This is a genomic window from Synechococcus sp. BDU 130192 (genome assembly GCF_963876085.1).
In the GTDB taxonomy this organism is placed as follows: domain Bacteria; phylum Cyanobacteriota; class Cyanobacteriia; order Cyanobacteriales; family MRBY01; genus MRBY01.
In genome coordinates this window covers 142,233-168,246 of record NZ_CAWNNO010000044.1, presented here as the reverse complement: position 1 = coordinate 168,246, position 26,014 = coordinate 142,233, and the positions used below count along the sequence as shown (strand labels likewise).

Genomic DNA, 26,014 nt, shown 5'->3' with positions numbered 1-26,014 from the left:
CGAGCCAACATTTTTCGCGCGTAGCCACCCCGCTAGTCCGAGGTTTGACCCCGAACCTCCAACATTTTTGAGATAGCAATTGGCATCTACAGCGCAATGATTGTGGCACTTAATGAAAGAAAACATCCTTACAGAAACAGCGAACATCCAATTATCTGATGGCAAATAGCTAGGTTTCTTTCCCCGAAAAAATGTTCCACCAACGCCCTGAGATGCTGAGTGAATATGTCTCCTAACAACCTTCCTGCTCAAAATGATGTTTCCTCTGGCCTGCAAAATCCCGGAGAAATCACGACGATTCTCGTCATTGAAGACGACTACGTTATCCGTAAACTGACTCGAAGAATTCTTACAAATGCTGGCTACATCGTTATCGAAGCGAGTGATGGTGAAAAAGGAATTCAGGCAGTCAAGGAATATCACCCGGATCTTATCATCTGTGATGTGATGATGCCCCATTTGAGCGGTTATGACGTTTTGGCACGGCTCCAGCAACAAGAAGCAACGGAAATGATTCCCTTCATTTTTTTGACGGCCCAAGCAGAGGGTCAGCAACTCCGCCAGGGAATGGCATCCGGAGCCGATGATTATTTGATGAAACCGATCCAAGCTGCAGAACTCCTCAAGGCTGTCGAAGTACGTCTCAATAAATACTCCAAGGTCAAACAATACTATTCCGAGCAGTTAAACCAACTGAGTGAGAAAGATAGTCTCACCGGTCTACCGAATCAAAATAGGATTACCTATGCTTTTGAAAAAGTGGTGGCACAGCTACCCCTCGGTCAAGAAGATAGTGAGACAGTGCCCTCCACTCCGCTTCTCTCCATTGGTCTAGACCGCTTTCAACTCCTTAACGAATACCTTGGCCACGGTATTGTCAGCGCTTTACTCAAGCAGGTAGGCGATCGCCTACAACAAACCTTAGAGAAATACGGCACTGTCGTTAGTCTCAACACTTCAGAATTTTGTGCGATTCTTCATCCCCTAGAACATCGCCACGAAGTCGTCAATATTGCCGAAGAAATCCTCGCGGCCTTTAGCTCCCCCTTTACCACAGAAGACCAACAGGATGTCTTTATCAGCCTCAGCATCGGCATCGCCCTCTACATCAGAGATGGCATTACCCTTGATGAACTGCTCAGTAATGCCCACACAGCCATGTTGCGAGTTCAAAAACAAGGGGGCAATCAACACGCCTTTTATTCCGTCGCAATGAACGTGGGCCGCTTAAATACGGTTTCCCTCGAAGCCGATCTGCGGCAAGCTCTCGAACGCAACGAACTCGAAGTTGTTTACCAGCCGAAGATGAACTTGCAAACGGGCAAGGTGGTTGGTGCCGAAGCCCTCCTACGCTGGTTTCACCCAACCCGTGGTTTGGTTTTGCCCAATCAATTTATTTCCCTGGCCGAAGAAACCGGTTTGATCATCCCGATTGGGGAATATGTCATGGAAGAAGCCTGTTGCCAATTGCGTCGTTGGCAACTTGCGGGCCTCAAGGACTTTTATATGTCGATCAATCTTTCGGCAAAACAATTTACCCAACTCAATCTGCACCATCGCCTCAGCCAAATTATTATCAACAATCAATTGCAACCCCAAGATATCCAACTGGAATTGACAGAAAGCACCCTCGTGAACAATGGGGAAGTATCGATACGACGTTTAAAGGCCTTGCGGTCTTTGGGTTTGAAAATTGCTTTAGATGATTTTGGCACGGGTTATTCTTCTTTAAGCTATTTGCAGCAGTTTTCCTTTGATACCCTCAAGCTAGATCGCTCCTTTATCCATGGGATTCATCGAAACCGTGTTAATGCAACGATTATCACCGCAATTATCGAAATGGCTCACAATCTCAACCTTAAGGTAGTTGCTGAAGGGGTTGAAGATGAGGGAGAGTTGGAATTTTTGACGCGATTTAACTGTGATGAAATCCAGGGCTTTTTGTTTAGTCGTCCCATCAAAGCAGAGGAGTTTTTGAGCTCTCCTTTCATGGATCTGGAGCCCTATAGTTCTCCTTTTATGGATTTTGAAGCCTATACGGATGTTGCTTAGGTCACCGAACTGTTCCTTTGAACTCGCTTAAATCAAATCAAGAAATAAGATCACCCCGGTCAAAGTTTTCAGAAAACAGCACCATGGTGATCTTGTTTTTTGTGAGTTATCTTCCGGGCAGACCCAAATGCATTTTTTGAATAGCAGGAAGGAGAAGTTCCGCCTGGGGTTGGGGAGTCGGGGTCACAATAGTGCCGGGTAGACAAGGGCCAAGTTGGAAATTCACTTCCTGGGGCCGGGGTTGCCAACCTTCTGGGCAGGTCAGAGGTTTGGGTTGAGCCTGCTGAGGACTTGGTAGAGGCGTGGCAATGGTACCGGGTAAGCAAGGGCCAAGCTGGAAATTTACTTCCTGGGGACGGGGGGCCCAGCCGGTCGGGCAACCGCTAGGGGGTGGCGGTGCTGCGTTAGCACTAAAGCTACTCCCCATTAAAATCATGGTGCCAAGCATTAAACCTTTGCCAATGGTACGTCGTGTGATTTTCATTGAGTTGTTCTCCGAAGGATATGTTTCATTTCGTGGTGCTATGTAGTGGCCGGGTAGCAGACCCTATGCACTTGGCGATCGCCTGACCCACAACCTACGGGAGAACAAAAAACTGCGTCGGCCTTCTTCCTTAAAATTTCAAAGCTTGGGCCGTTTTGACCAGTTGGATAAATTCACTGCGATAGCCTTCGGGATCTGCTCCTTTGCTGCCCTGGGCCAGTTCTAAAACTTGATCAAAGGAACTTTCGCCACGGTAGGGGGAGTCCCGCAATAGCATCCCAAATTCTGCCACCGCCGCCGCAAACCGAAAATCTGGAGAGGCTTGACCTAAGGGTGTACTGTCGTTGGCGATCGCCTGGGTGATCAGTGCCGAATTATCGCCAGTGGGGGGTTTATAGCGGAGCTTCAATTGCAGCAATTCCCCCGCAAAATTCCCCGAATTGGATTGCGTTTCTTGGTATTTCAAATCATCCACCGTCGGCAACTCCACGGGCGAGTCAACACCCACCGGCACAATTTCATAGAGAGCCGTCACCGCATGGCCAGCCCCCAATTCCCCCGCATCCTTGGTGTCGTCGTTAAAATCTTGGGCCGCTAACAGACGATTTTCGTAACCCAACAGACGATAAGCTTGCACCTGGGCCGGGTTAAATTCCACCTGAATTTTCACATCCTTTGCCAAAGTTAAAAGCGTGCCGCCCATTTCCGTCACTAGCACCTTTTTCGCTTCAAGGATGTTGTCGATGTAAGCGTAATTGCCATTACCGTTATTGGCGAGCTGCTCCATCTTGGCGTCCTTGAGATTGCCTGTACCAAAGCCCAGCACCGTGAGAAAAATATTCTGTTCCCGCTTTTGTTCGATCAGACGAATCAGTTCTGCATCGCTGGACATCCCCACATTAAAATCCCCATCGGTGGCCAGAATAATTCGGTTATTGCCATTATCGAGAAAGTTTTCCGCCGCCTCCTGGTAAGCCAGTTCAATGCCTTCACCACCCGCTGTGGAACCCCCTGCTTCTAAGTTATCCAAGGCCGCCAGAATGGTTTCTTTTTCGGCTCCAGACGTCGAGGGCAAGACTAAACCCGCTGCCCCGGCATACACCACAATGGAAACGCGATCCTCTGGGCGCAACTCGTTCACTAATAACCGAAACGCTGACTTGAGAAGCGGCAATTTATCGGGATCATTCATCGACCCCGACACATCAAAGAGAAACACCAAATTGCTGGGGGGGAGAGCCTCATTTTCAATTTCCTGGCCCTTAATACCAATGCGAAGGAGTTGGTGCTGGGGTTGCCAAGGGGCTTGGGAGAGTTCAGTGTTGATGGCGAAGGGTTGATTGTCTGGAGCGGGATAGTCGTAGGTGAAATAGTTAATCATCTCCTCCAGGCGCACCGCATCAGCGGGAGGAAGCTGACCATCATCTAAAAAGCGCCTGACATTACTATAGGCCCCAGAATCTACATCAAGGGCAAAGGTAGATAGAGGTTCGGTGCGCACCAATTGGAAAGGATTATCGCGGATGAGGTTGTAATCTTCTTGGGAGAGATCCGGCACTTCCTGGGGAATGTCTCCATCGGGGGGTGGCATCACCGGCATGGACTCCGTTTCTGCCACTTGGGGGGCCATGGCATCCATCCCTGTGTCTGAAGTTCTCTGGGAGGCCATCTGACAACCCGCAAGGATCTGTCCCCCCAACAAACAACCACTGAGGAGGAGGGTGAGGGAACGTTGGGACAACGGTTTACGAGATGATGAAGTGGCCATGGGCTGACCTCCAGGAGAAGAATTACCTTCAACCTAACACCGTCTTTTGGGGCGATCGCCTAGGTTCAAAAAACTGTAACGGCAGGACTCAATGGGGATTGAATTCCCTGGGCAATCGTGGGTTAGAATGAAACACGCTCAACGCCAGTGCTTACCATGTCCCTCAGTCTTTACAATACCCTCCATCGCCGTTCTGAACCCTTTGAACCCCTCGAAGCTAATCGGGTGCGGATGTACTGCTGTGGGATTACGGTATATGACTATTGCCACCTGGGTCACGCACGCACCTGTTTGATCTGGGATGTGGTGCGACGTTACTTGCAATGGTCAGGCTATGAGGTGCATTACATCCAAAATTTCACCGATATTGACGACAAAATCCTCAATCGGGCGCGGGCAGAAAAAAGTTCCATGGGGGCGATCGCCGAAAAATTTATCGAAGCCTATTTCGAGGATATGGAAGCGCTCCACATTCAACCCGCCGACGAATATCCTAGGGCAACCCACAGTTTAGACGGCATTCAAAAGCTGATCCACGACCTAGAACAACGGGGTTTTGCCTACGCCTCCCAGGGGGATGTGTACTATGCGGTGCGCAAGTTTGATGGCTATGGGAAACTCTCTGGCCGCAAATTAGATGATATGCAAGCGGGGGCCAGCGGTCGCGTCACAGAAGATCCTGATGCGCCGAAAAAACATGACCCCTTCGATTTTGCCCTCTGGAAAGCCGCCAAAGCAGGGGAACCCGCCTGGGATTCTCCCTGGGGTGCTGGTCGTCCCGGTTGGCACATCGAATGTTCGGCGATGGTGCGCGATCGCCTTGGGGAAACCATTGATATCCATGTGGGGGGCAGTGACTTGATTTTCCCGCACCACGAAAACGAGATCGCCCAGTCGGAAGCCGCCACGGGTCAGCCTTTAGCAAAATATTGGCTGCACAATGGCATGGTGAAGGTGGAAGGGGAAAAAATGTCCAAATCCCTCGGCAACTTCATCACGATCCGCGACCTCCTGCAAAAATATGACCCGATGGCCGTGCGTTTGTTCATCCTCCAGGCCCACTACACCAAGCCCCTGGATTTCACCGACGAAGCCCTCACCGCTGCGACCAAGGGCTGGGAAACCCTTAATGATGCGCTGCTATTTGGGGCAGAACATTTGGATACGAACAATATCACTGCGGACAAGGGCATCCTGGCGAAATTTAAAGCGATTGTTGACAATGATCTCAATTTTTCCGGTGGACTGGCGATTCTTTTTGAATTGGCGAAGGAACTGAAAAAAGAAAGGAATATCCTCGTCCACGAAGGTAAACTTCAGCAAAATCCGCAAATTCTCGCCTCCCTCTGGCTCACCCTTAAGGAATTGGCCGATATCCTCGGTTTTGTCCCGGAAACAAAGCAACAGGTCGCTGGTTTAACCGATGCTGAAATTGAAGACTTGATCCAACAGCGCAAAGACGCCCGCGCCAATAAAAACTATGCAGAAGGCGATCGCCTCCGGGATTTACTCACCGAAAAAGGAATTGTGCTGGTGGACAAACCAGGCGGCATTACCGAGTGGCACCGGGAGTAAAAAAGAACTCTTAGTCCCCCTTCATAAGAGGGATTTAGGGAGATGTAAATTCTCAAACTTTTACTGAGGCAAAATCCCATGACAGATTTTTTTGGGTTCGAGCAGGACTTCATTGCATCGCTGCGCTGCATTCCGATGATCATGCGCTACAAACTCGATACCTGTGGCGTCAAAATGAAACTCGACCATTGGCACAAACTCACAGAGGCCGAAAAAACGCAATTGATTCAGATGCCCTGTGAAACCCCTGCTGAGGTGCAGTTCTACCACGAAACACTCCAAGGTCTGATTACAGAGAAAACTGGCACACCAGCCAAAGTCCTAGCCATTGACCCAAATCCCCCTTGGCTACAAACGGAAATTCCCGCCCAAGTGCTTGAAAAAGCCCGCAGTTGCAACGTAGAAATTACTCCCGATCAATGGCAAGCTCTAACACCTCTGCAACGGTTTGCCCTACTGAAGCTGAGTCGCCCCAGTCACGAAAATCATAACTTTGTCCCTGCTCTAAAGGAGTTTGATGTTAATTGATAACTTCAAACTTTTTCACCCATAGTTTCAATGCTATTTCTGCCAAAAACATCAAAAGAGATTCCGCACTATCGAGGGGATTAGGCAGGTTTTCCATTGTGCAATATTTTACAAGATGTTTTGATAACTCATCTGGATTCCACTCACAGTCAAGATCAAGTTCTGCATACAAAAAATCATATATATAGAAACTCAACAAATGAGATGTTGCACCTCCCATCCATCCTTTGCTCTTCCCTTGTGTATTTCTTTCTAAGTGGAAGCGATTAAGATTCCCTTCTATCTTAAAACTTTCAATAAGAGGATACATTTGAAAATGTGAACTCGTCAGAGTATATCGACTGAATCTATAGGGCTTTGAGAATGAAATAGGTAGGCGGAAAGATATTTCTAACTCGTAACGAAAAAAATCCTTAAATAATTTTCTTTTGATAAACCTTAAATCAATACAGAAGTCCTTTTCATTTTTTCCAAATAAAAATAAGTTAGGGGTTCGTTTGATTTCACAGACTCTATGATCAAATGCTAGTATCTTTTCTCTGATTTTCAAAATAAGATGAGTGTCATAGTTTTTTTCACAACGAGCTAGTATGTTCAAAAAAGCTTGTGATGGTGGTGAGATTTCGTGATTACCCTCTAGCTTTGGTTTAAGAGGTGTTTCAAAACAGTGAATAGCATCTTCTTTGATTTTCTTCAATTTGAATTGTGGATGCAAGTCACCGACTATTGAAAATTGAAATAATTCAAATGCAAGTTTGTGATATAAGCAGTTAATTAAGGTTTCATCGTGAAATGTAGGAGCAATAATAATTAAGATTGCAGGCTGGTCATAATCTATTTTATCTGAGAATGGCTTCTGTTTTGAAGTGGCATAATAGTATCTCGTTAACTGTTGAATAACATGCCGATCTCCTGCATTTTTAAGTTCTATAATTGCCAGTTCTTTATTTTTGGAAATGGCCAAGATATCGCAAATGTTATTGTCGATGTAATGCTGTCTCTTGAGAGGAGTGAGATCAAAAATATCTTTCAGATTATCCCAGATAAAATTTTCCAGTTCTGCTTCACTGCCAAAATGCCATTGCTCTTGTTTTTTAATAAGACGATAACTTTGTTGCATGGAAAGAAAAGAATGTGTTTACAATTAAAAGACTAACTTTTTTCAATATTGTTTATTTTATTTGAAATCTGTGGCGCAAGATCCCCAATGGCTTTGGCAAGAAGTCCTGACAAAACTTGAACAACAACTGAGTCGTCCCACCTACGAAACTTGGATTCAGCCGACGGCGATCCAACAGTGGCGAGAGGATGAAATCGTACTCTGTGCCCCAAATGCCTTTGTCCTGAACCATATCCAGAAATACTATGGTGCGTTGATTACCGAAACCATCGCCGAATTATTGCAGCAGCCCGTTAAGGTACGCCTCACTTCTCCAGAAGGGAATACCCTCGCAGCGACCCAGAGTTTCTATAGTTCCCGCAGTGGCCAATCGACCCGTCCAGGCAAAAAGACCCCAGAACTCAACTCGAAATATACCTTTTCACGGTTTGTGGTTGGCCCAACCAATCGCATGGCCCATGCGGCGGCCTTAGCGGTGGCGGAATCACCGGGGCGGGATTTTAATCCCCTGGTGCTCTGTGGGGGGGTGGGTCTGGGAAAAACGCACCTGATGCAGGCGATCGGCCATTACCGTTTGGATACCCAGCCGGATGCGAAGATTTTCTATGTTTCCACGGAGCAATTTACCAATGATTTAATTGTTGCGATTCGCAAGGATAGTCTGCAAACGTTCCGGGAGCATTACCGCACCGCCGATATCTTACTGGTAGACGACATTCAGTTCATCGAAGGGAAAGAATACACCCAAGAAGAATTTTTCTATACCTTTAATACTCTCCACGAAGCGGGTAAACAAATTGTCCTCGCGAGCGATCGCCCACCGCATCAGATTCCAGGCTTGCAACAACGGCTGTCTTCCCGTTTTTCTATGGGTCTGATTGCTGACATCCAACCCCCCGACCTGGAAACCCGGATGGCGATCCTCCAGAAAAAGGCTGAGGCGGAAAATTTAAACCTATCCCGCTCGGTGATTGAATATATCGCCACCCACTACACGGCGAATATCCGCGAATTGGAGGGGGCGCTCCTGCGGGCAGTGACCCACATTGCGATCTCTGGGTTGCCGATGACGGTGGAAAACCTCGCCCCCATTTTGAACCCGACGGTGGAATATGCTCCGGCGGCCCCGGATGTGATCTTGCAAATTGCCGCCGAAGCCACGGGGGTGAGCATTGAAGATTTGAAGGGGGCTTCTCGACGACGGGAAATTAGTACGGCCCGGCAAATTGCAATGTATTTGATGCGCCAACACACCGATCTCAGCTTGCCCCGCATTGGTGAACTGTTCGGTGGCAAAGACCACACTACGGTGATGTACAGTTGCGACAAAATTGGTCAGTTACTGACGAAAAATCAAAAAATCTCCCAATTGGTGAGCCAAATTAGCGATCGCATTAATCACCACCACCAAAACCTCTAGGGACAAGCGGCCCACATCGTGCCAAAAAAGACACCGCTACAATGAGCAGTAGTTCATCGATTGTGTTTTATTCATGGTTGCTTCCTACCGGATTGTTTCGCTCTTGCCCAGTGCCACCGAAATTTTAGATTGTCTGGGTTTAACTCCGGACGTGATGGGCCGGAGCCACGAATGCGACTATCCCCCAGAGATTGGCGATCGCCCCGTGTGTACCGCTGCCCGCCTCGATTCAGAACGTCCCAGCGGCGAAATTGACCAAGAAGTTTTGGCCTTACTCCAAGGAGCCTTGGGGATCTATGAAGTGAAGCTCGATGTCTTGCAAGCCCTACAACCCACCCACATTGTCACCCAAGATCAGTGCGATGTTTGTGCCGTCACCCTGGCCGATGTGCAAAAGGCGATCGCCCAGTTGAGTGATCATCCGCCGCAGTTGATTTCGCTCCAGCCCAATACCCTAGCGGACGTTTACCAGGATATTCGCCGTGTTGCCCAGCAGTTTAACCGTGATCCTCAACCCGTTTTGCAGGATCTACAACAGCGGGTACAAGCTTGCCAAAAACGAGGCAAGACTTTAGCAAAACGGCCCCGGGTAGCAGCCATTGAATGGATTGATCCCCTCATGGGCGGCGGTAATTGGCTCCCGGAACTCATTGAACTTGCGGGCGGCGAGAATATTTTAGGAAAATCAGGCAAACATTCCCCCTACATCAGTTGGGAAACCCTCTTGGCCAGTGATCCCGATGTGGTGGTGGTGATGCCCTGTGGTTTCGACCTCGAACGTACCCGCCAGGAAATGTTCGCCGACTTGGAGTTGCACCCTGAGTGGAAACAATTACAAGCTGTGCAAAATGATCAGCTATTTATCTGCGATGGCAACGCTTATTTCAACCGACCAGGGCCGCGCCTCGTGGATTCCCTAGAAATTCTCACGGAAATTTTGCAACCGGCTGGCGATCGCCTTTATCCAAAAACTGCCTGGCAAAAACTCTCTTTGCTCGAATAAGTAATATTTCAACAAATAGTAACTATCCAAAGAAATATTACATCCTGACCTAGTTTTACAACATTTTCTATCAAGTTTATGTTGGCAAAAAAGGAATTATTAGGACAAATTAGGGGATATTTTCGCAAAAATGAGCATCCTCCCCAAAAAAGCATCCCTTTGGCTTCGCCTGGGAATTTGGCACATTAAAGACATAGCAAGATTTTGAGGGCAGGCGTTTCGTGATGTACCGCCGCTTTTCGATTCAAAAAATATTATCTAAGGTGAGGATGCTGTCTATGTGGCTCAAAATTAGGCACCTAGTCGATCCTGTATTTCAATATCTCAATCAACCCGTGGGACACACAGATCGGCATACCGTATGGAACCCGAATCGGTTTTGGTATCTCTATAAAATCAACCTGTTAGAAAAATGCTGGCAAAAAGAAGCGGCCAATAAAGGCCAACATACCTATTAACCCCTTAACTTTGATGCCAGTTACGACGTCAATTTTTGGGGATCTGCTTGGGAACTCTCCTGGGCCGCTTCAGCTTCGGCTCGCAGTCGGCTGACCAATTGGCCATGGACATTGACACAGTAGGGCACACAGTAGGTTATGGCCGCCGCCAGCCAGCGGGTACTGGTCATGGTGCCATTCAACACAGCAACACCATGGTTGATGCAAAAATGGACAGTCCCCACAAACAGGGCAACCCGGATCGCCGTTGGTCGAAAGGTGCGATCGCCTAAGGCTCGGAAATAGATTGTCAAGCGCATCGGTGCAATCCCCAAACTAATAAAAAAGTGGCTCTAAATCTTTATGGCTCGGAAGAGGGGTGGACTTTGGCTTGCTGGCGCATCCGGCTGGCTATTTGGCCATGGAGGTTAACGCAGTAAGGTACAAAGTAGGTCAAAACCATGGACGTCCAACGGGTCCGGGTCATTGCCCCATGGAGAAAGGCACTACCGTGGTTAATGCAAAAAATCACAGTGCCCACAATTAGGGCGACACGGATGGCAGTGCTGTGGAGGGTGCGATCGCCCAGGGTCTGAAGATAACTTTTTAGGCCCATTGGTGAACCTCTAATTTGTATATCTGAATTTTACTCATGGGTGGCCTGGGGCGATCGCCTGACAAAATTTTTGTGCCAAGAGATCAACACCGGTAATCGCTGTCCCAACAACGACGCTATCAGCTCCCAATTGGAAGGCTTTTTGCAGCATTTCTGGGGTGTGGATGCCTCCTTCACAGATGATCGGCTGGTCAAAATCCTGGACAAGTTTTTCGAGCAACCCAAAACCAGGGGGCGTTAAATCTTTGGTTTCCCCCGTGTAGCCGTAGAGGGTCGTCCCCAAAATATCAGCACCAGCTTGGGCGGCCCATTGAGCATTTTCGTAGGTGTCGAGATCCGCCATCACCAATTTACCTGTTTGCTGGTGAATCCCGGCAATCAGATCCGCGAGGGTTTCTCCATTGGGCCGTGGTCGGTTTGTGGCGTCGATCGCCACAATATCAGCGCCGGCTGCCACCACCGCGAGGGCATCTTCTAGGTGCGGTGTAATGTAGACTTCCGATCCCGGAAAAGTGCGTTTCCAGAGGCCAATGATCGGAATATTGGGTAATTTTGCGCGTACAGCGCGGATGTGGTCAGGGCTATCGATGCGAACCCCAACGGCCCCTTGATTGACGCAAGCTTGGGCGATCGCCGCAATCATTTCAGGGTCATGGAGGGGAGAATCAGCGGGAGCTTGGCAGGAAATAATCAGGCGATTTTTAAACTGGGCAATCAGATCAGACATGGGCTTGATGGGAAATTTCTAGGAATATTGGGACACAGCTAAGGCGATCGCCGCCGGAAAAATGCGGTGTTCTTGCACTTGAATTCTGGCATGGAGCGTTTCAGGAGTGTCATCGGCCAAAATGGGCACCACCGCCTGCATAATAATGTCGCCACTATCAACTTCTGGGCTAGCAAAATGTACCGAACAGCCCGTCACTTTTACGCCAGCCGCCAATGCTTGTTCCACAGCGCGAATCCCTTTAAAACTGGGCAATAGACTGGGGTGAATATTCAGGATGCGATTTTCGTAGCCAGTGAGCAAAACATCCGTAACGATGCGCATCCAACCCGCCATAATTACCCATTCCACCCCGTGCGATCGCAAGACTTCTAAAATCGCTTGGTCACAGGCTTCCCGGGAGGCAAAATCCCGGTGGTTAATCAGTTGGGTTTTCGTGCCAAATGTTGCGGCCCGTTCTAAAACCTTTGCTTTGGGGTTGTTGTAGATCAGAATCGGAATTTCCGCCTTGAGTTGATTTTCGGTAATGGCCTTGGCGATCGCCCCGTAATTACTGCCGCTACCGGAGGCCAAGACTCCCAACTTTACCGGACGGGATAAGGGCACATCCGCCAGGGTTACAGGGGGAGAAATTAAAGCAGAATTTAGCGTAACATTACCCATCAATCGCGGTAATCCTCGGAAGTACAACCACTAAGCATATCGGTTCCCTAGTCGAAAGTCAGATATTTTTGCTCGGTGGCGTCGGGGTGGAGCTAGGCAGAATCGCGATCCTCGAAACGAATAATATCTTCGTCTCCCAAAAATTCGCCGTTTTGAATTTCGATCATCACCAGATCAATGACCCCTGGATTTTCGACCCGGTGCCTGGTATTCATCGGGACATAGGTAGATTGGCGGGGAGTCAAGATAATTTCTTGGTCGTTGCAAATCACCTTCGCTGTCCCGGAAACGACGACCCAATGCTCGCTGCGATGGTAGTGCATTTGGGTGCTGATGTGGTGACCGGGTTTCACTTCGATGCGGTTAATGCGGTAGCGATCGCCTTCTTCGAGAATCGTGACTTTGCCCCAGGGGGGTGTGCGGGTTTCAAGCATAGGGATAGGTTATAGATTCAGCGGGATTTCAAGATTATTTTAAAGGCTTACTGAGTACCGAGGCGATCGCTTAGTTCCGCTTCACTGGCCCGAAATCCCACCAAGACCGCTTTGTTATCCCGCACGAACAAAGGCCGTTTTAAGAGCATCGCATCTTGACTAAAAGCTTCGATCCACTGGTTGTCATCCCAGGTTTTCTTTTCTTCTCCCAAGGCGCGGTAGGCTTGCCCAGAAGTATTGCGCATCGGTTTGCTGCCGAGGTCACTGACCCATTGGGCGATCGCCTCTCTGCTGGGAGGTTGCTCTTTGGTATTGATAAATTCGTAGGAAATTCCGGCTGTTTCTAGCCATTTCAAGGCTTTTTTACAGGTGTTGCAGGTGGGAATGCCGTAAACTTGCAGGGCCATTTTGATCGGTTAAACAAAAGATAACTTCGTTTATTATCCATGATCCTCAGGGCAGCCCACTTTGGCAGAAGTGTTACAACGGAACTGTAGCAAGTCCCCACATTTTTCACCATGACGACGACCATTTCTGCCGAAAAATCAATTGCAGCTTGGCTTGGAGAGGAAGCAGAAAGTCTCTTGGGTCACAGCGCGAAAATTAATCAAAATCTGCTCACTCTCCCCGGGGCGGATATCGTGGAACGGGTCTATGCCCAGAGCGATCGCCCCACTCCAGTCTTACGTTCCTTGCAACAACTGTTCGGTACGGGACGGTTGGCGAATACGGGTTATTTGTCAATTTTGCCCGTTGATCAGGGGATTGAACATTCCGGGGCGGCTTCCTTTGCCCCAAACCCGATTTATTTTGACCCCGAAAATATTGTCCGTCTGGCGATGGAAGGGGGGTGTAACGGCGTGGCGACGACCCTCGGCGTGTTGGGGATGATGTCCCGCAAATATGCCCACCGCATCCCGTTTATCGTCAAACTGAACCATAATGAACTGCTGACTTATCCCAACGGTGCGGATCAAATTATGTTTGCGACGGTGGAACAGGCTTGGAATTTGGGGGCGATCGCCGTCGGTGCAACGATTTATTTTGGCTCTCCAGAATCGAGTCGGCAAATTCAAGAAGTTAGCCGTGCCTTTGCCCGCGCCCACGAGCTAGGAATGGCGACGATTCTCTGGTGTTATCTGCGCAACGATGTGTTTAAACAGGACAAGGATTACCATTTGGCGGCGGATTTGACGGGACAAGCAAACCACATGGGCGTAACCATCGAGGCGGATATTATCAAACAAAAATTACCAGAAACCAATAACGGTTACGGGGCGATCGCCAAAGCGACGGGCCAAAAATACGGCAGAACTCACCCCAAAATTTACGACGAACTCACCAGTGATCACCCCATCGATCTCACCCGTTATCAAGTGTTGAACTGTTATGGCGGGCGGGCTGGTTTAATTAATTCCGGTGGCTCCTCCGGCGAAAACGATTTTGCCCAAGCAATTCGCACTGCTGTGATCAATAAACGTGCGGGTGGTTGTGGTTTGATTTCTGGTCGTAAAACCTTCCAACGCCCGATGGCAGAAGGGGTTAAACTCTTTCATTTAATTCAAGATGTCTATCTTGATCCAGAAATTACCATCGCTTAAAGAAGGTGTCGTCCTGGGGTAAAGGAGGACTGTTCCTTAAATATTGATCAAGTCTCAGTAATGATTGCCATGGCATTTTTTAGCAGGTTTAAGCAAAAGACAATTATGCGCGTTTTTTAGTCTGCCAAAAGCACCATTAGCTCGTCATCTAATACCGCTTAAGTATCTTTGATTCCAGAAATGCTATAACGGTGAGTATCCCGATTGCAAGAAAGACTATATGGTTATTGCTGAAGAAAAATTTCCCCGATTCACTCCTGACGAATATTTACGTTGGGAGGAACAGCAAGCCGAAAAATATGAATATATCGATGGTCAAATCTATGCCATGGGGGGCGGCAACAAAAACCATAGTCTAATTGCCGTGAGACTGTCGAGTTTATTTTTTAATCATCTGGATGGTAGCGGTTGCGAAACCGGAAATTCTGATCTCAAAATCAAAATTCCCAACAGCCATAACTATACCTATCCAGATATCAGCGTCACCTGCGATGAGCGAGATCAGTCCACCACCCAATTCATTACATATCCTTGTCTGGTTGTCGAAGTTTTATCAAAAAGCACTGAGGCTTATGATCGGGGTGGCAAATTTAGACTCTATCGTCAAAATCCGGTCTTAAAAGATTATTTACTGGTGAGTTCTACCGCCATTGAGATGGATTTGTATCATAAGAATAAATCAGGAGAATGGCTGATCACTAACTATCAAGCCGGAGATATGGTCACCCTAGAAAGTATTGGCCTCACTTTTTCTATTGAGCAAGCTTACCAAGGACTAAGATTTTTATAAAAAAGAATAAGTTCAGCACTTTTTAGGTCTTTGATAGCGTTAACAATACAAAATCTAGCTAGGATAGAAAGAGCATATTTTTTTAGTAAAATAATGAAAAATAACGATTCTCAATATTTAATTTCTCCAGAGAAAGTTCTTCGTGAGAAAACGCTTTTACAAGCACCCGTTGATTGAAAAAAACTCATCGATAATAGAATTTTAGAGAAGGTAGGGCTTAAAAAATATCGATGCCTTGTTAACTCCGATGAATTGACAGAGGAAGTCAGAGTAAAAATAGAGTCAGTAAAACAATGCACAACTGGGGTGATTATTGGCATTTATTGAAACATACTCAATGAGCCTCAAAGATTGTGGAAATTTAAAGTCATCCGTAGAAAGCTTTTGACGAAGGTATGGGGAACATTTGATAATGAATCGATGTTCTGTTGTGCGTCGGTAAACCATGTCCAATCTGCCCCAATCCTTTGAAGAAACCCTCGAACAAGCGAAAGCCGCAACCTTAAACAGTTTAGAAGCAGGCTGTGGGCGGATTTTAATTGAATTATGCTTTCCTGAAATTGCCCTACAGGCCCAAGCGCTGGCGTGGAATTGGGCGCAACTATTTGTCGAAGAGTACGGTTCGGGACTGAAAATCTTCTTTCCGGATACAGGAGCAGCAGCTTTGGCCCGCCGGGATTGGGGCGAAATTCCCTTTAAGGTGACGGATATCGGCACATCGCGATCGCCGATCGAAAATAAAATCGGCGATGATGACCAGATTTTTATTATTGTCTGCCCGTCGGCGGTGGAAGTTGCCCAGGTCGAAAAGCTCTGTAACTTTGCAGGCGATCGCCCGGTGATTATGCTGATTCCCCAACTGGAGGATGTGTCCATTGTCGGGATTGGCTATGCGGCGCGGCAACTGCGGGAACGGTTTATCAGCACCCTCGAAACCGCCTACTACATCCGACCCTACGAAAGCGCGATGGTTTGGCGTTCTTACCCCTCGGCGTGGGAAGTGTATCTCGAAAAAGAAGCAGACCAATACGAACTGATTGCCAGCGAAACGACCAAACCCCTCGGCGAATATTTAGAGCGGCTGCTGTTGGCGGCGGTGGAACCCGAAGCGGGGGAAGCGGCTAATCCCACCGCACCGAAAATTAAGAAAACAGGACTGCTTGGGGGGCTGCAAAACTTCCTAAAAGCCCTCAGCAATTAAGTTTGAGACCGCATAACTAATGATTGATAACCGTTCACTAACCATTGCCGTGGTGGGAGATGTCCATGACCAATGGGATGCCGTTGGCGATCGCCAAGCCCTAGAGATTCTTGGGGTAGATCTCGTGTTGTTTGTCGGGGATTTTGGCAACGAAGCGGTGAAATTAGTGCAACAAGTGGCGGATCTTCCTTTCCCGAAAGCCGTGATTTTAGGGAACCATGACGCCTGGTACACCGCCTCTGATTGGGGTCGCAAAAAAGCCCCCTACGACCATGCCAAAGAAGACCGTGTGCAAGCCCAGCTAGAGATTCTAGGAGAAACCCATGTGGGCTACGGCCATTTAGATTTACCGGAATTTCAGCTTTCGGTAGTCGGGGCGCGGCCTTTTAGTTGGGGGGGCGAAAAGTGGAAGAATGAGAAATTCTATGGCGATCGCTATGGCATCCATGACTTTACGGAATCCACCGCGTTAATTGAGAAAAATATTGCGGCCTGTCAGTACGAAACTCTGATCTTTCTTGGACATAATGGCCCTACCGGATTGGGTTCGGAACCAGAAGATATGTGTGGTCGCGATTGGAATCCCCTGGGGGGTGATTTTGGTGATCCGGATTTTGCCCTGGCCCTGGCGATCGCCCGCCGTCAGAATAAGACAATTCCCCTAGTCACCTTTGGCCACATGCACCACAGCCTCCGGCACCGCAAGGATCGCCTGCGCACCCAATGCCAATTTTCAGACGAAACCCTCTATTTCAATGCCGCCCGTGTCCCCAGAATTCAAACCTACAACAATGGCGATCGCCACCACAGTTTTTCTGTGATTACCCTCACCCAAGGCCGACCGACGAAAGCCGAACTGGTGTGGATCAACCCAGCCAACCAGCAGCAAACGAGGGAAACCCTCTGGTCGCAGCCCCTCAGCTCTCTTCCGTAACCTCGATCACGTTGCCGTCTGGATCTTGCAAAAATAAGGCTCGTCGCCCCGATGCGCTCATCTCATAGGGATAATTTTCTCCGTCCAACTGCGATCGCACTGCATTCAGATCCTTCACACCGAAAGCAATGTGGGGATTCCGACCTAACTTTTCTGGATTGGCTAATTTCGCCTGGAACGTCGGGTCTTCGATCAAATGAACCTGCATCTGGGGTAATTGGTACCACACGCCACCATAGTTGAAGGGTCGTTCTACCTTTGGCAGCCCCAGCAGTCGATCATAAAAGGCCGCTGCCCGCTGCACATCCGCCACCAAAATTGCTGTGTGTAGACAACGGGTTACTTGAATCTGAGGCGTTACCATACTGAATTGCTTGCTTAATGCTTAGTTTGACTGCTCACGTTTCCTAAATTCAAGGGGGAGACAACTCCCTAGGAATCCGTAGTTGCAAAATTAATCCAGCCTTCAATTTTAGGCCCGAGGCGAAACAATAGAGATTGGGCTAACCCTAAATGGTCAGCAACTAACAACAACATCATTGCCTGGTCTTTTACGGTCGCCAGTTGGGTTGGGCAGGCCTCAAAATCTAGGGTTAAGACAGTAGATTCGCCCCAGACTTCACGATAAATTTGGCACCGACTGGGAAGCAGGGCCGTGAGTTGACGAAAGCGTTCTAAGGCTTCTTTTTCAAAGGCAGCACTACTACCTTGGGTCGAAAAAGGTTGGTGGTTCATAGGGGGATTGTCGTTGATGACAAAACGCTGGCTTCTTCTTTTACCTTAAGGGTTGCTTTGGAGCTGTGGGGGCAGGCGTTAGAATTTTTATCTTTGTGAATTGAGCATGACAATATGTGAAGAAATGTCCCTGTATTTTTGCTGAGCCAGGGGCGAAAGCGTAAATTTAGAAGCGGTTTAGAAAAATAACGTAAGATCAAAATACCGTTTTCTTTTCACGGCCAATGTTTTTGTGGGGAACCTCAATGGTTGAGTTTAATCGGCTGGTCAAAAAGGGAATTGATCGTAGTGTGAGACGGGGTCTCCTGAATCAAATTCGCCACGGCCTTGACATCAAATTTCCCCAGGATGCAGATCGCATTTTTGCCGATATTCAACAAATTCCCAGTCTGCACGGCCTCAAAATGATTGAAAATCAACTTTATCACCTCCAGACAGTCGAGGAACTCCGTTTGCTCTATCGCAATTTACTCTAAGTCGGGTCGGGAGTTTGGGGAGAACCATGGGCTTTTTGGATAACATTCACAGTTTAAAAACCTTCATCTGTGCGTTTCATCCGATCATCGTCATTGAGACTGTCGAAGAGGAACGGGTAGAGGCGCTCCTGCGGGAAGTGGTCAAAGATTTACACATGCCCTTATTTGAATGGACGGTGAATTTGGGACTGGCCCCGACCCCAGGGACAAAATATGCGCCCCGCACCAATGACTATGCCCGGCCTGGGGCGAACAAACCGATCGCCTTTGAAAATACGGCAGATCCCCTCGATGTACTGAAATATATGGGCCAGATTGAACGCAATGGCATTTTTTGGCTCAAGGATTTTGCGCCCCACCTGGAGGATCCTAAGGTCATCCGGGAAGTACGGGAGTTGGCTGAGATTTATGGGGTTGTGAATTCGGCGATGGTGCTGACGGGGGAGTCGATCACTTTACCAAAGGCGATCGCCCACGATGCGGTGTATTTTGAACTGACCCTCCCGGATGGGGACGAACTGTACCAAACCCTGTCGGAGGTGATGCGGGAACTCAAGGTGCGCCACAAGCTAGCCATTACGCTCCAGGGGGAAGAACTGAATCAATTTGTTCACGCCCTCAGTGGGATGACCCTCAAGCAGGCGCGCCAGGCGATCGCCTATGCTGCCTTGATCGACGGAGAACTCAACGGGGCCGACATCCTCAAGGTGATCCACCGCAAGGCCCAGATCCTCCGGGAAGAATCTCTCCTGGAACTCTTTCCCGTGGAAGAAAATACGGCGAAATTGGGGGGCTTTGTGGGTCTCAAACAATGGCTCAAACGGGCTCAAGTGGGCTTTAGCTCGGCGGCAAAACGGGTGAATCTCCCGGCTCCGAAGGGGATTTTAATCGTCGGGGTGCAGGGTTGCGGGAAATCCCTCGCGGCAAAAACCATTGCTAGGGAATGGCAACTGCCCTTGTTAAAATTGGATGCGGGCCGCCTGTACAACAAATTTGTCGGTGAATCGGAGAAAAATTTCCGCCAAGCAATCAAACTAGCTGAATCCATGGCTCCGGCGGTGTTGTGGATCGATGAAATTGAAAAAAGCTTTGGTAATCCCAGCGGTGAGGGCGATGGGGGTCTGAGTTTACGTTTGTTTGGTTCGTTTTTGACCTGGCTTCAGGAGAAATCCCAAGAAGTTTTTGTCGTTGCAACGGCGAATGATCTGTTGCAACTGCCGCCGGAACTGCTGCGGAAAGGGCGCTTCGATGAAATTTTCTTTGTGGACTTGCCCAATGTCCAAGAGCGGGCGGCGATCTTTTCGATTCACCTGGTGCGCCATCGACAAAATGTCCAAGATTTTGATTTGCGCATCTTGGTGACGGCGGCGGCGGGTTATAGTGGCGCAGAGATTGAACAGGCAATTATTGCCGGGCTATACCAGGCTCTCTACGCCCAAACTCCCTTAACGACGGATGCGCTGGTGGCCCAGATGAAAAGTACGGTGCCCCTGTCGGTGTCGCGGCGAGAGGATGTGGAAAAATTACGGGCGATCGCCTCGGAACGTTTTGTGTCAGCGCGGTAAAATACCGGGATGCGCATCTATGGCAATCGACAAATCAAAACCCTTCCTGGCGAACTAACGCGGCCCACCCTGGCAAAGGTGCGGGAGGCAATTTTTAATATGTGGCAAGGACAGGTGTCTGGCTGCCGCTGGCTGGATCTTTGTGCGGGTTCTGGCTCCATGGGGGCTGAAGCATTATGTCGCGGCGCGGTGAAAGTTGTCGGCATTGAGAAAAATTCCCAGGCTTGCCGCATTATTCAAGAAAATTGGCAGAAAGTGGCTAAAGTTGACCAGGAATACCAAATTTTAAAAGGTGATCTCCTCAAACGCTTAGAAAATTTAGGGGGTGAAACCTTTGATTTGATTTATTTTGATCCACCCTACGCCGCGAAACTCTACGACCGGGTTTTAGCCAAAATTGTTGATTTAGAATTGCTCGCTCTCACCGGAGAATTGGCCGTAGAATACGACCCGAAGCTCTGGCAACCCCTTGAATTACCGGGACTAGAGCTATTTAAAAAAAAAAGCTATGGCAAAACGGCGATCGCCTTTTACTGCCTCGCTGAATAACACTCCCCTGACCCCTCTCAAGAGGGGAATGGTTTGTGGGTGTTCTGGAAAGTCCCTAACATCCTCCCTAGAGGGAGGTGGCCGCTAGGCCGGAGGGTGTTCTCTCCCCTGGAGGGGAGTCAGAGGGGTGTCACCTTGAGGAAGGTGGCGAAGCCGGAGGGTGGAAGGGTTTACCCCAAACGTTGCAACCAATCAAGGATCAAAGAATTAACCAAACTGGGATTTTCGTCGTGGGGACAGTGGCCCGCCCCCGGAATGGGATGAAACTCGACCCCGGCATTTTGCGCGGCGAGATCTTGGTAAATTTGCGAGCCTTTGATCGGTGTCCAGGGATCGCGATCGCCCCAAAGCACCAGTAAAGAATGTTGCCGTTTTGGTAAAAGTTCCGTCGGGCTATCCCCAGGGGGAGCCGTAATCACCGAGGCAAAGACCTGTTGCGCCCCTGGATCACAGGAGGGTCCGTAGAGCATCTCGACCAATTCATCGGTGACGGCTTGGCGATCGCCATAGACTTGATAAAGGGTATTTTTGATGCGTGATTTTTGACGCACTTGATTAAAAATAAATGGCCCCGTTAACCGCGAACTAACCAATTTCGCGAAAGTACCCATCACCACCCGGAGCGGTAGAGCCAGTTCATCGGGACGATGGTTGAGGCCGCCAGCGCAGTTAATTAACACGCCCCCTGCACAGAGTTCGGGATAATTCGCCAACATTGCCAAACTGAGCAGACCGCCGATGGAATTGCCCACAAATACCGTGGGTTGTTGGATTTTCGCTTGCCAAAAATCACGGAGTAAATCTTGCCATAGGTCGAGGCTATAGTCCCAGGCGGGTTTCGCTGAAGCGCCGAAGCCTAATAAATCTAAAGCAAAAACTTGATATCCTTGGGCCGCCAGGGCGGGAATGTTGTGTTTCCAGTGACCGATCGAAGCGCCAAACCCATGGATCAGCAGGAGGGGTTGACCTTCCCCTTGGACGGTGTAGCGGATTTGTTGGTCGCGCCAAGTCCAATCGAGGGGGGTTAGGGCGGAAAGAGGAGTGACGGCCTGGGTCATGGTTTTTGCGAAATGAAATCGGTGTAATGAAGTGAATGACTTACTTTTGTGAGTATAACGTGCTACTCCGGTGGGAGGTCGAGGAGGGCCGTACACAATTGGCGATCGCCTGGGCGTTGGCTGGGAGAAATTTTTAAATCGCCATAGATTAATAGTCGGCAACTTTTCTGGAGTAATTCATCGAGATCGAGGTTCCAAAGAATAAGTTGATTGTTTTGATCTAAAGTGGCGATCGCCTTTCTTTGGGGCTGCCAGTGGAGTTGCGTGATCGGAGCTTGGTGCCCCGTGAGGCTCCCGAGGTAGGTGCCATCCAGTTGCCAAAATTGCAGGTGGTGGTTCTCTGTATTGGTGATCAGTAAAGGTAAAGCGCCGTAGAAACCGATGCGGTCGGGGCCATTGCTTTGGTGGTTGATGGCGCTGGGTTCCCCAAAGACGGGATTATTATTTTCGTAGGTCATTGGGTAAACGAACACCTGATGATCCCGCCCCGTCAAGCCAAGGTGGCGACTATCCGCCCCAAATTGGAGATCCATGATTTCCGTGGCAAAGGGGGGAAATTGGGTCACAAGGAAGAAAGAATTATTCCGTCGCCGCTGCCAAATTTGCACGGTGCGATCGCCCGCCGCCGTTGCCAATAATTTTCCGTCGGGGCTGAATTGTAGGGCGGTAATTGGCCCCCGATGTTCCGTCAAAATTTGCAACAGTTCCCCAGTTTCTGTCCAGAGGCGCACCGTTTGATCCTGGCTGCCCGCCGCAAACATTTTTCCATCACGACTCCAGGCAACAACGTTCATTTTGTCCTGGAAGCCCCCCAGGGTTTGCACAATTTGTCCATTTCTTTGGCGGAGCTTCACCCGGCGATCGTCTCCCCCAGTGACAAAGAAGTGACCCCGTGGTTGCCAAGCGAGATTGGTAATCGACTCATTGCTGGATTTTAAGACTTGATCCTGGTTGGGCCACTGCCGCAAAGGTTGGTTGGGCTGGGCGAGCAGAAGCTGGAAACTATCCCCCACAAAGGCAAAGTCCGTAATGGGCACATCTGGGGTCATGGTTTGGCGATCGCCTGGGGGCCGAAAAACAGCCGGAATAAAATTTTGACTAAAGTCCCGCACCGTTGCCGAAGTAGTCGATGCAGCGAGGGTGCTGAAATTTTGTTCTAGGGCAAGGAGCACCTTAAGTCTGGTTGCGGGGGTAACGACATCATCGTCCTTATCATCCAGTCGTTGCAAGACCACCGCCGCCCGGATACTTTCCCGGAGAGCCTCGACAGGTTGGGCACCATCCTGGAGCACCTTGGCAGCCTCGGTCAATTTCATCAAAATGGCGTTTTGCGCCCCTTGCCACCGTTGGTACCGTTGCAGTTCCACCCAGCGCAGGCCAAATCCCAAGGCGATCGCCACCAGCCCCAAGCGCCAAACGGTGCCCACCGACACCTTCCACCAGCGCCGCCAGAGCATTTCCCGTTCCCGGCCAGTGATGCGTTGGAGCCACTGTTGGGACTGAAAGGCTTGGTAGTGGTGCCGAATGGGTTCCACGAGATCGGGCCGAGCCAGTTGGTAGGACTCTTGGCCGCCATAGAGTTGAGCGCGAATTAGCCCCGTTGTTTTAAAAATATGCAAAATGAGTTCTGCTTTTTCTTCCCCCAGGCGGCGATCGCCAAGGAATTGACGACCCAGTTGGAGGATATCCGCTTTGGTGAGCACCAGTTGACTATGGCGCAAATCCGTAAAGTAATGGAGAAATTGCCAAGCCAAATCACGATTTTCATCGCCGCAGTAGCGAATGATCCCCAGCAGTGATCGCTCCAACAGCAGCAATTTAGGCGGAAAGCCCAACCCTAAATATTCCTCCCTGGTATAAAGATAATCCTGGTGCAGTTGCGCGCCGATGACCTGGAGTTCGAGGGGGCGAATTTCCCCGTGGCCATCTTGCAGATCCTGAATTAGTTGCTGTATTAACGCTTTATCTAGGGGCAGTTTCGCCCAGGTTGCCACCCGTTCTAAAAGGGCGATCGCCGCATCGGGACGCAGATTTCCCAGGCGATGGCGGAGACGGTGGTCAAAAAGATTGTGGTTCGCCTCCCCTAGATCCGCCCCTGCTTCCCAATCCAAAAGGGGCGCTAGGGCCTCGTTACGACAGGACAGGATTACTTTCACCGTTGGCAGTTGCAGACTTTGGGCCAAGAAACGTAAAAAATCCTGACGCTCTTCCGGGTTGGGATATTGCAAGAAAAACTGCTCGAATTGATCAAAGATCAACACCGTCAAAGGGGCAAAATCTTGCTGCTGTTGGAGGTGAACGAGGGGATCTAAGTTGGGGGGATTGGGCCAGGGACAAAAGGGGCGATCGCCATGGAGTTGTTGCACTAGGCGGCAGGCCCACTGACCATAATTTTTAAAATAAATGACCTGTACTGGCCGTCCATCTAGGGGTTGGCTTTGTAGCCTGGGGATCAATCCCGCTCGAAGAAGGGAGGTTTTGCCCACAGCGGTGGCCCCATGGAGCAAAATCAGGTTGGGTTGGGGGCGCTGCAAGCGGGCGATCAAGGCCTGGAGATCCCGATCCCGTTGGGAACCCCGGAGCATCACCAGATTAAGGGGCTCAGGGGGCGAATACAGGTTGTGTCGCTGCTGATCTGGTAGGGGTTGAGTCCCCACAAAAGGCCGCCAACCCCAACTTTGTTCGTATTGCTGGCGTTCCCAGGCGAGGTCAAAGGCCTGGCGATAGTCCTTACCTTGTCGGTAAAGATCACCGAGACAAGCAAAAATCTGATCATAGAGCCGTTGTTGCCAGTGGCCCCAGGGAATAGGTGATGTTTTGGGCGTTGTAAGTTGGCTGCGGCTAGGCGGCAGAATTTCTTCTAGGGTGGCGATCGCCTGAGCAAATTGACCAAGGGCTTGGTTTGCCTGGGCCGAAATAAGGGCACTCCAAGCTCTGACCACCACTGGGGGCGTTTCATCCAGGGCTTGACAATGTTCTAGGGCTGTTTGGGCGAGGGTTTGGGCTTTGTGCCATTGTTGTTCCTGTAGGGCGATCGCCGCCATCAGACCGTAATGCTGGGCTAGTAGTTCGGGTGGCCAAGGTTCCTGAATCCCCTTGAGGAGTGACCAAGCCAAATCCCCTAGGGCTGACCTGCGCTGCCACTGCTGTAAAAATACGCCGATCAGTAAACTCAGTTGACTAACCCAAACCCATTGTTCCTGTCGTTCCCAGAGGCAACGGCTCAGATGGAGATAATGGAGAGCTTGTTCTCCTTCTGGACTGGGGGCCTGATAATGCTGGGGGCGATCGCCTAAGAGTAGACCCAAATGAAACAAAATCAGAGCTAGCTGTTGGCCCTGAGAACGCGATAACTGCTCTAGCAACGGCGAATTTGGGTTGTCCCGCAGTACCTTGAGCCAATCGATCCCCTGCTCCCCACGGCAATAGTGGTGCAGACTCTCCTGATAGGCTTGCTGGGCTGTTTGCCATTGCTGATCTTGGTGGGCTTGTCGTCCCTGAATAAAACAGAGCAAACCCGCGCCTTCACTCAGGGTCTTGGTGGCTAACTCTAATTCTCGATAACCCCGTTGACCGGGCGCTAAATTCCAGTGGCGATGATCGAGAAAAGTGAGGGGGCCAGCGGCGGCTAGTTTTTGAAAGTAGTCCTGTTCTGTACGTTGCCAAAAATTCTGAAGCGCCTGGGAAGGCCAGGTAATTTCTCCCAAATCCGTTGCGGTGGCCAGCCCATCAGAAACTTGCCGTTGTTGATAATTTGCCGTTGGTAGCGTCACAATCCAGGGGGCAATTTGGCTTTGAAACGTTGCCGCAGTTAAGTTAATGGCTGGGGTTAACCCAAAAACCATGGCTCCATTAATGTGAGACGGTTGGATACCCAGATTGGTTAGGGTTGTCTCTAACAGATTTAAAATCGCTCCGAGATCATCGGCCTGGGGTTCTAACCAAAGACAAAGTAGCCCCTGGGCGATCGCCTTTTTTTCTAAATCTGCCAATGCCTGGTCACTGTAGTATGCCGCCGTAAACTGAGAGAAAACCTGGTGCCATCGCAGTTTTAGATTGCCCTGGAGTTGTGCCAGAAGTTCCTGTTCTTGGGCTTGATAGTTGCAGCGAACGAGATAAAGTCCTGGTTGAGCATCACTACGGGGAGAAGACCACAATCGGTCGGCCAACCGCTGCACAATGGGGCGGGACGTGGGAAATGGCGGGCCAGGGCGATTGATCATGGCAAATCCAAGGGTAATTTCCAGGAAAGAGAACTAACTTCAGTAAGATAGTCAT

The 26,014-nt window shown here is 49.5% G+C and carries 25 protein-coding genes; 12 read left to right on the top strand and 13 right to left on the bottom strand.

Going from position 1 to position 26,014, the window contains the following annotated elements; translation table 11 throughout:
• The first annotated feature begins 225 nt into the window (after positions 1-225).
• Entirely contained in the window at positions 226-2,052 is a 1,827-nt protein-coding gene (locus tag AACT35_RS10845; protein ID WP_254048049.1) for a two-component system response regulator, read from the top strand.
• A gap of 106 nt (positions 2,053-2,158) precedes the next feature.
• Here the strand turns inward: AACT35_RS10845 and AACT35_RS10840 are convergent, their stop codons facing one another.
• Positions 2,159-2,536 (bottom strand): hypothetical protein, encoded by a 378-nt coding sequence (locus tag AACT35_RS10840; protein WP_099239989.1) that lies wholly within the window; start codon positions 2,534-2,536, stop codon positions 2,159-2,161.
• A gap of 130 nt (positions 2,537-2,666) precedes the next feature.
• A complete protein-coding gene (locus AACT35_RS10835; protein WP_099239987.1) occupies positions 2,667-4,304 on the bottom strand; it encodes a vWA domain-containing protein in 1,638 nt (545 codons plus the stop codon).
• Positions 4,305-4,460: 156 nt separating this feature from the next.
• Here AACT35_RS10835 and cysS point away from each other — a divergent pair, with 156 nt between their 5' ends.
• Together cysS and AACT35_RS10825 are read left to right on the top strand one after the other, a co-directional pair.
• Positions 4,461-5,879 (top strand): cysteine--tRNA ligase, encoded by a 1,419-nt coding sequence (gene cysS, locus AACT35_RS10830; protein WP_099239985.1) that lies wholly within the window; start codon positions 4,461-4,463, stop codon positions 5,877-5,879.
• A gap of 78 nt (positions 5,880-5,957) precedes the next feature.
• A complete protein-coding gene (locus AACT35_RS10825) occupies positions 5,958-6,407 on the top strand; it encodes a nitrate reductase associated protein (protein WP_099239983.1) in 450 nt (149 codons plus the stop codon).
• Here the strand turns inward: AACT35_RS10825 and AACT35_RS10820 are convergent.
• The gene (locus tag AACT35_RS10820; protein WP_099239981.1) at positions 6,400-7,527 is read right to left on the bottom strand and encodes an endonuclease NucS domain-containing protein; all 1,128 of its coding nucleotides are present in this window, start codon (positions 7,525-7,527) and stop codon (positions 6,400-6,402) included. The genes AACT35_RS10825 and AACT35_RS10820 overlap by 8 nt on opposite strands.
• Positions 7,528-7,597: 70 nt before the next feature.
• Here AACT35_RS10820 and dnaA point away from each other — a divergent pair, with 70 nt between their 5' ends.
• A complete protein-coding gene (dnaA, locus tag AACT35_RS10815; RefSeq protein ID WP_062431512.1) occupies positions 7,598-8,947 on the top strand; it encodes a chromosomal replication initiator protein DnaA in 1,350 nt (449 codons plus the stop codon).
• Between the two features lie 73 nt (positions 8,948-9,020).
• Positions 9,021-9,950: a cobalamin-binding protein gene (locus tag AACT35_RS10810; protein WP_099239979.1), complete on the top strand. Its 930-nt coding sequence runs from the start codon at positions 9,021-9,023 to the stop codon at positions 9,948-9,950.
• A gap of 478 nt (positions 9,951-10,428) precedes the next feature.
• Here AACT35_RS10810 and nrtS2 read toward each other — a convergent pair whose 3' ends face one another.
• The 6 genes from nrtS2 to AACT35_RS10780 all read right to left on the bottom strand — a co-directional run bounded on the left by nrtS2 (position 10,429) and on the right by AACT35_RS10780 (position 13,234).
• Positions 10,429-10,707 carry a nitrate/nitrite transporter NrtS2 gene (gene nrtS2 / locus AACT35_RS10805; protein WP_062431515.1) on the bottom strand — a complete coding sequence of 93 codons (279 nt, stop codon included), beginning with the start codon at positions 10,705-10,707 and terminating at the stop codon, positions 10,429-10,431.
• 41 nt (positions 10,708-10,748) lie between these two features.
• Positions 10,749-11,003 (bottom strand): nitrate/nitrite transporter NrtS1, encoded by a 255-nt coding sequence (nrtS1, locus tag AACT35_RS10800; RefSeq protein WP_099239977.1) that lies wholly within the window; start codon positions 11,001-11,003, stop codon positions 10,749-10,751.
• Between the two features lie 34 nt (positions 11,004-11,037).
• Positions 11,038-11,730, bottom strand: coding sequence for an N-acetylmannosamine-6-phosphate 2-epimerase (locus tag AACT35_RS10795; protein ID WP_099239975.1), 693 nt, complete (start codon positions 11,728-11,730; stop codon positions 11,038-11,040).
• An 18-nt stretch (positions 11,731-11,748) separates the two neighbouring features.
• Positions 11,749-12,393: a phosphoribosylglycinamide formyltransferase gene (gene purN, locus AACT35_RS10790; RefSeq protein ID WP_099239974.1), complete on the bottom strand. Its 645-nt coding sequence runs from the start codon at positions 12,391-12,393 to the stop codon at positions 11,749-11,751.
• Between the two features lie 92 nt (positions 12,394-12,485).
• Positions 12,486-12,827 (bottom strand): phosphomannose isomerase type II C-terminal cupin domain, encoded by a 342-nt coding sequence (locus AACT35_RS10785; protein WP_045442496.1) that lies wholly within the window; start codon positions 12,825-12,827, stop codon positions 12,486-12,488.
• A 47-nt stretch (positions 12,828-12,874) separates the two neighbouring features.
• Positions 12,875-13,234 (bottom strand): Spx/MgsR family RNA polymerase-binding regulatory protein, encoded by a 360-nt coding sequence (locus tag AACT35_RS10780; RefSeq protein ID WP_099239972.1) that lies wholly within the window; start codon positions 13,232-13,234, stop codon positions 12,875-12,877.
• 111 nt (positions 13,235-13,345) lie between these two features.
• Here AACT35_RS10780 and AACT35_RS10775 point away from each other — a divergent pair, with 111 nt between their 5' ends.
• The 4 genes from AACT35_RS10775 (at position 13,346) to AACT35_RS10760 (ending at position 17,353) form a co-directional block, all read left to right on the top strand.
• Positions 13,346-14,428 carry a class I fructose-bisphosphate aldolase gene (locus AACT35_RS10775; RefSeq protein WP_099239970.1) on the top strand — a complete coding sequence of 361 codons (1,083 nt, stop codon included), beginning with the start codon at positions 13,346-13,348 and terminating at the stop codon, positions 14,426-14,428.
• Between the two features lie 220 nt (positions 14,429-14,648).
• Positions 14,649-15,218, top strand: coding sequence for a Uma2 family endonuclease (locus tag AACT35_RS10770; protein WP_099239968.1), 570 nt, complete (start codon positions 14,649-14,651; stop codon positions 15,216-15,218).
• A gap of 445 nt (positions 15,219-15,663) precedes the next feature.
• Complete coding sequence (locus tag AACT35_RS10765; protein ID WP_099239966.1) at positions 15,664-16,419, top strand: DUF1995 family protein; 756 nt, start codon at positions 15,664-15,666, stop codon at positions 16,417-16,419.
• Positions 16,420-16,438: 19 nt separating this feature from the next.
• Positions 16,439-17,353, top strand: a complete 915-nt coding sequence (locus AACT35_RS10760) for a TIGR04168 family protein (protein ID WP_099239964.1) — start codon at positions 16,439-16,441, stop codon at positions 17,351-17,353.
• Here the strand turns inward: AACT35_RS10760 and AACT35_RS10755 are convergent.
• Positions 17,337-17,717 carry a VOC family protein gene (locus AACT35_RS10755; RefSeq protein WP_099239962.1) on the bottom strand — a complete coding sequence of 127 codons (381 nt, stop codon included), beginning with the start codon at positions 17,715-17,717 and terminating at the stop codon, positions 17,337-17,339. The two genes, AACT35_RS10760 and AACT35_RS10755, sit on opposite strands and share 17 nt — an antisense overlap.
• Before the next feature lie 68 nt (positions 17,718-17,785).
• A complete protein-coding gene (locus tag AACT35_RS10750) occupies positions 17,786-18,088 on the bottom strand; it encodes a hypothetical protein (protein ID WP_099239960.1) in 303 nt (100 codons plus the stop codon).
• Positions 18,089-18,333: 245 nt separating this feature from the next.
• Here AACT35_RS10750 and AACT35_RS10745 point away from each other — a divergent pair, with 245 nt between their 5' ends.
• The 3 genes from AACT35_RS10745 to rsmD are packed head-to-tail and all read left to right on the top strand — an operon-like array spanning position 18,334 to position 20,678.
• The gene (locus tag AACT35_RS10745) at positions 18,334-18,564 is read left to right on the top strand and encodes a hypothetical protein (RefSeq protein WP_030006814.1); all 231 of its coding nucleotides are present in this window, start codon (positions 18,334-18,336) and stop codon (positions 18,562-18,564) included.
• A gap of 26 nt (positions 18,565-18,590) precedes the next feature.
• On the top strand, positions 18,591-20,129 hold the full coding sequence (locus tag AACT35_RS10740) for an AAA family ATPase (RefSeq protein ID WP_099239958.1): 1,539 nt from the start codon (positions 18,591-18,593) through the stop codon (positions 20,127-20,129).
• 9 nt (positions 20,130-20,138) lie between these two features.
• On the top strand, positions 20,139-20,678 hold the full coding sequence (gene rsmD, locus AACT35_RS10735; protein ID WP_099239956.1) for a 16S rRNA (guanine(966)-N(2))-methyltransferase RsmD: 540 nt from the start codon (positions 20,139-20,141) through the stop codon (positions 20,676-20,678).
• 170 nt (positions 20,679-20,848) lie between these two features.
• Here the strand turns inward: rsmD and AACT35_RS10730 are convergent, their stop codons facing one another.
• On the bottom strand, positions 20,849-21,736 hold the full coding sequence (locus AACT35_RS10730) for an alpha/beta fold hydrolase (RefSeq protein WP_099239954.1): 888 nt from the start codon (positions 21,734-21,736) through the stop codon (positions 20,849-20,851).
• Between the two features lie 62 nt (positions 21,737-21,798).
• Positions 21,799-25,959 carry an nSTAND1 domain-containing NTPase gene (locus AACT35_RS10725; protein WP_099239952.1) on the bottom strand — a complete coding sequence of 1,387 codons (4,161 nt, stop codon included), beginning with the start codon at positions 25,957-25,959 and terminating at the stop codon, positions 21,799-21,801.
• Between the last annotated feature and the right edge of the window lie 55 nt (positions 25,960-26,014).

Coding starts and splice junctions, on each gene's coding strand:
- AACT35_RS10845 (WP_254048049.1), top strand. CDS start 226: ATGTCTCCTAACAACCTTCCTGCTCAAAATGATGTTTCCTCTGGCCTG.
- AACT35_RS10840 (WP_099239989.1), bottom strand. CDS start 2,536: ATGAAAATCACACGACGTACCATTGGCAAAGGTTTAATGCTTGGCACC.
- AACT35_RS10835 (WP_099239987.1), bottom strand. CDS start 4,304: ATGGCCACTTCATCATCTCGTAAACCGTTGTCCCAACGTTCCCTCACC.
- cysS (WP_099239985.1), top strand. CDS start 4,461: ATGTCCCTCAGTCTTTACAATACCCTCCATCGCCGTTCTGAACCCTTT.
- AACT35_RS10825 (WP_099239983.1), top strand. CDS start 5,958: ATGACAGATTTTTTTGGGTTCGAGCAGGACTTCATTGCATCGCTGCGC.
- AACT35_RS10820 (WP_099239981.1), bottom strand. CDS start 7,527: ATGCAACAAAGTTATCGTCTTATTAAAAAACAAGAGCAATGGCATTTT.
- AACT35_RS10810 (WP_099239979.1), top strand. CDS start 9,021: ATGGTTGCTTCCTACCGGATTGTTTCGCTCTTGCCCAGTGCCACCGAA.
- nrtS2 (WP_062431515.1), bottom strand. CDS start 10,707: ATGCGCTTGACAATCTATTTCCGAGCCTTAGGCGATCGCACCTTTCGA.
- nrtS1 (WP_099239977.1), bottom strand. CDS start 11,003: ATGGGCCTAAAAAGTTATCTTCAGACCCTGGGCGATCGCACCCTCCAC.
- AACT35_RS10795 (WP_099239975.1), bottom strand. CDS start 11,730: ATGTCTGATCTGATTGCCCAGTTTAAAAATCGCCTGATTATTTCCTGC.
- purN (WP_099239974.1), bottom strand. CDS start 12,393: ATGGGTAATGTTACGCTAAATTCTGCTTTAATTTCTCCCCCTGTAACC.
- AACT35_RS10785 (WP_045442496.1), bottom strand. CDS start 12,827: ATGCTTGAAACCCGCACACCCCCCTGGGGCAAAGTCACGATTCTCGAA.
- AACT35_RS10780 (WP_099239972.1), bottom strand. CDS start 13,234: ATGGCCCTGCAAGTTTACGGCATTCCCACCTGCAACACCTGTAAAAAA.
- AACT35_RS10775 (WP_099239970.1), top strand. CDS start 13,346: ATGACGACGACCATTTCTGCCGAAAAATCAATTGCAGCTTGGCTTGGA.
- AACT35_RS10770 (WP_099239968.1), top strand. CDS start 14,649: ATGGTTATTGCTGAAGAAAAATTTCCCCGATTCACTCCTGACGAATAT.
- AACT35_RS10765 (WP_099239966.1), top strand. CDS start 15,664: ATGTCCAATCTGCCCCAATCCTTTGAAGAAACCCTCGAACAAGCGAAA.
- AACT35_RS10760 (WP_099239964.1), top strand. CDS start 16,439: ATGATTGATAACCGTTCACTAACCATTGCCGTGGTGGGAGATGTCCAT.
- AACT35_RS10755 (WP_099239962.1), bottom strand. CDS start 17,717: ATGGTAACGCCTCAGATTCAAGTAACCCGTTGTCTACACACAGCAATT.
- AACT35_RS10750 (WP_099239960.1), bottom strand. CDS start 18,088: ATGAACCACCAACCTTTTTCGACCCAAGGTAGTAGTGCTGCCTTTGAA.
- AACT35_RS10745 (WP_030006814.1), top strand. CDS start 18,334: ATGGTTGAGTTTAATCGGCTGGTCAAAAAGGGAATTGATCGTAGTGTG.
- AACT35_RS10740 (WP_099239958.1), top strand. CDS start 18,591: ATGGGCTTTTTGGATAACATTCACAGTTTAAAAACCTTCATCTGTGCG.
- rsmD (WP_099239956.1), top strand. CDS start 20,139: ATGCGCATCTATGGCAATCGACAAATCAAAACCCTTCCTGGCGAACTA.
- AACT35_RS10730 (WP_099239954.1), bottom strand. CDS start 21,736: ATGACCCAGGCCGTCACTCCTCTTTCCGCCCTAACCCCCCTCGATTGG.
- AACT35_RS10725 (WP_099239952.1), bottom strand. CDS start 25,959: ATGATCAATCGCCCTGGCCCGCCATTTCCCACGTCCCGCCCCATTGTG.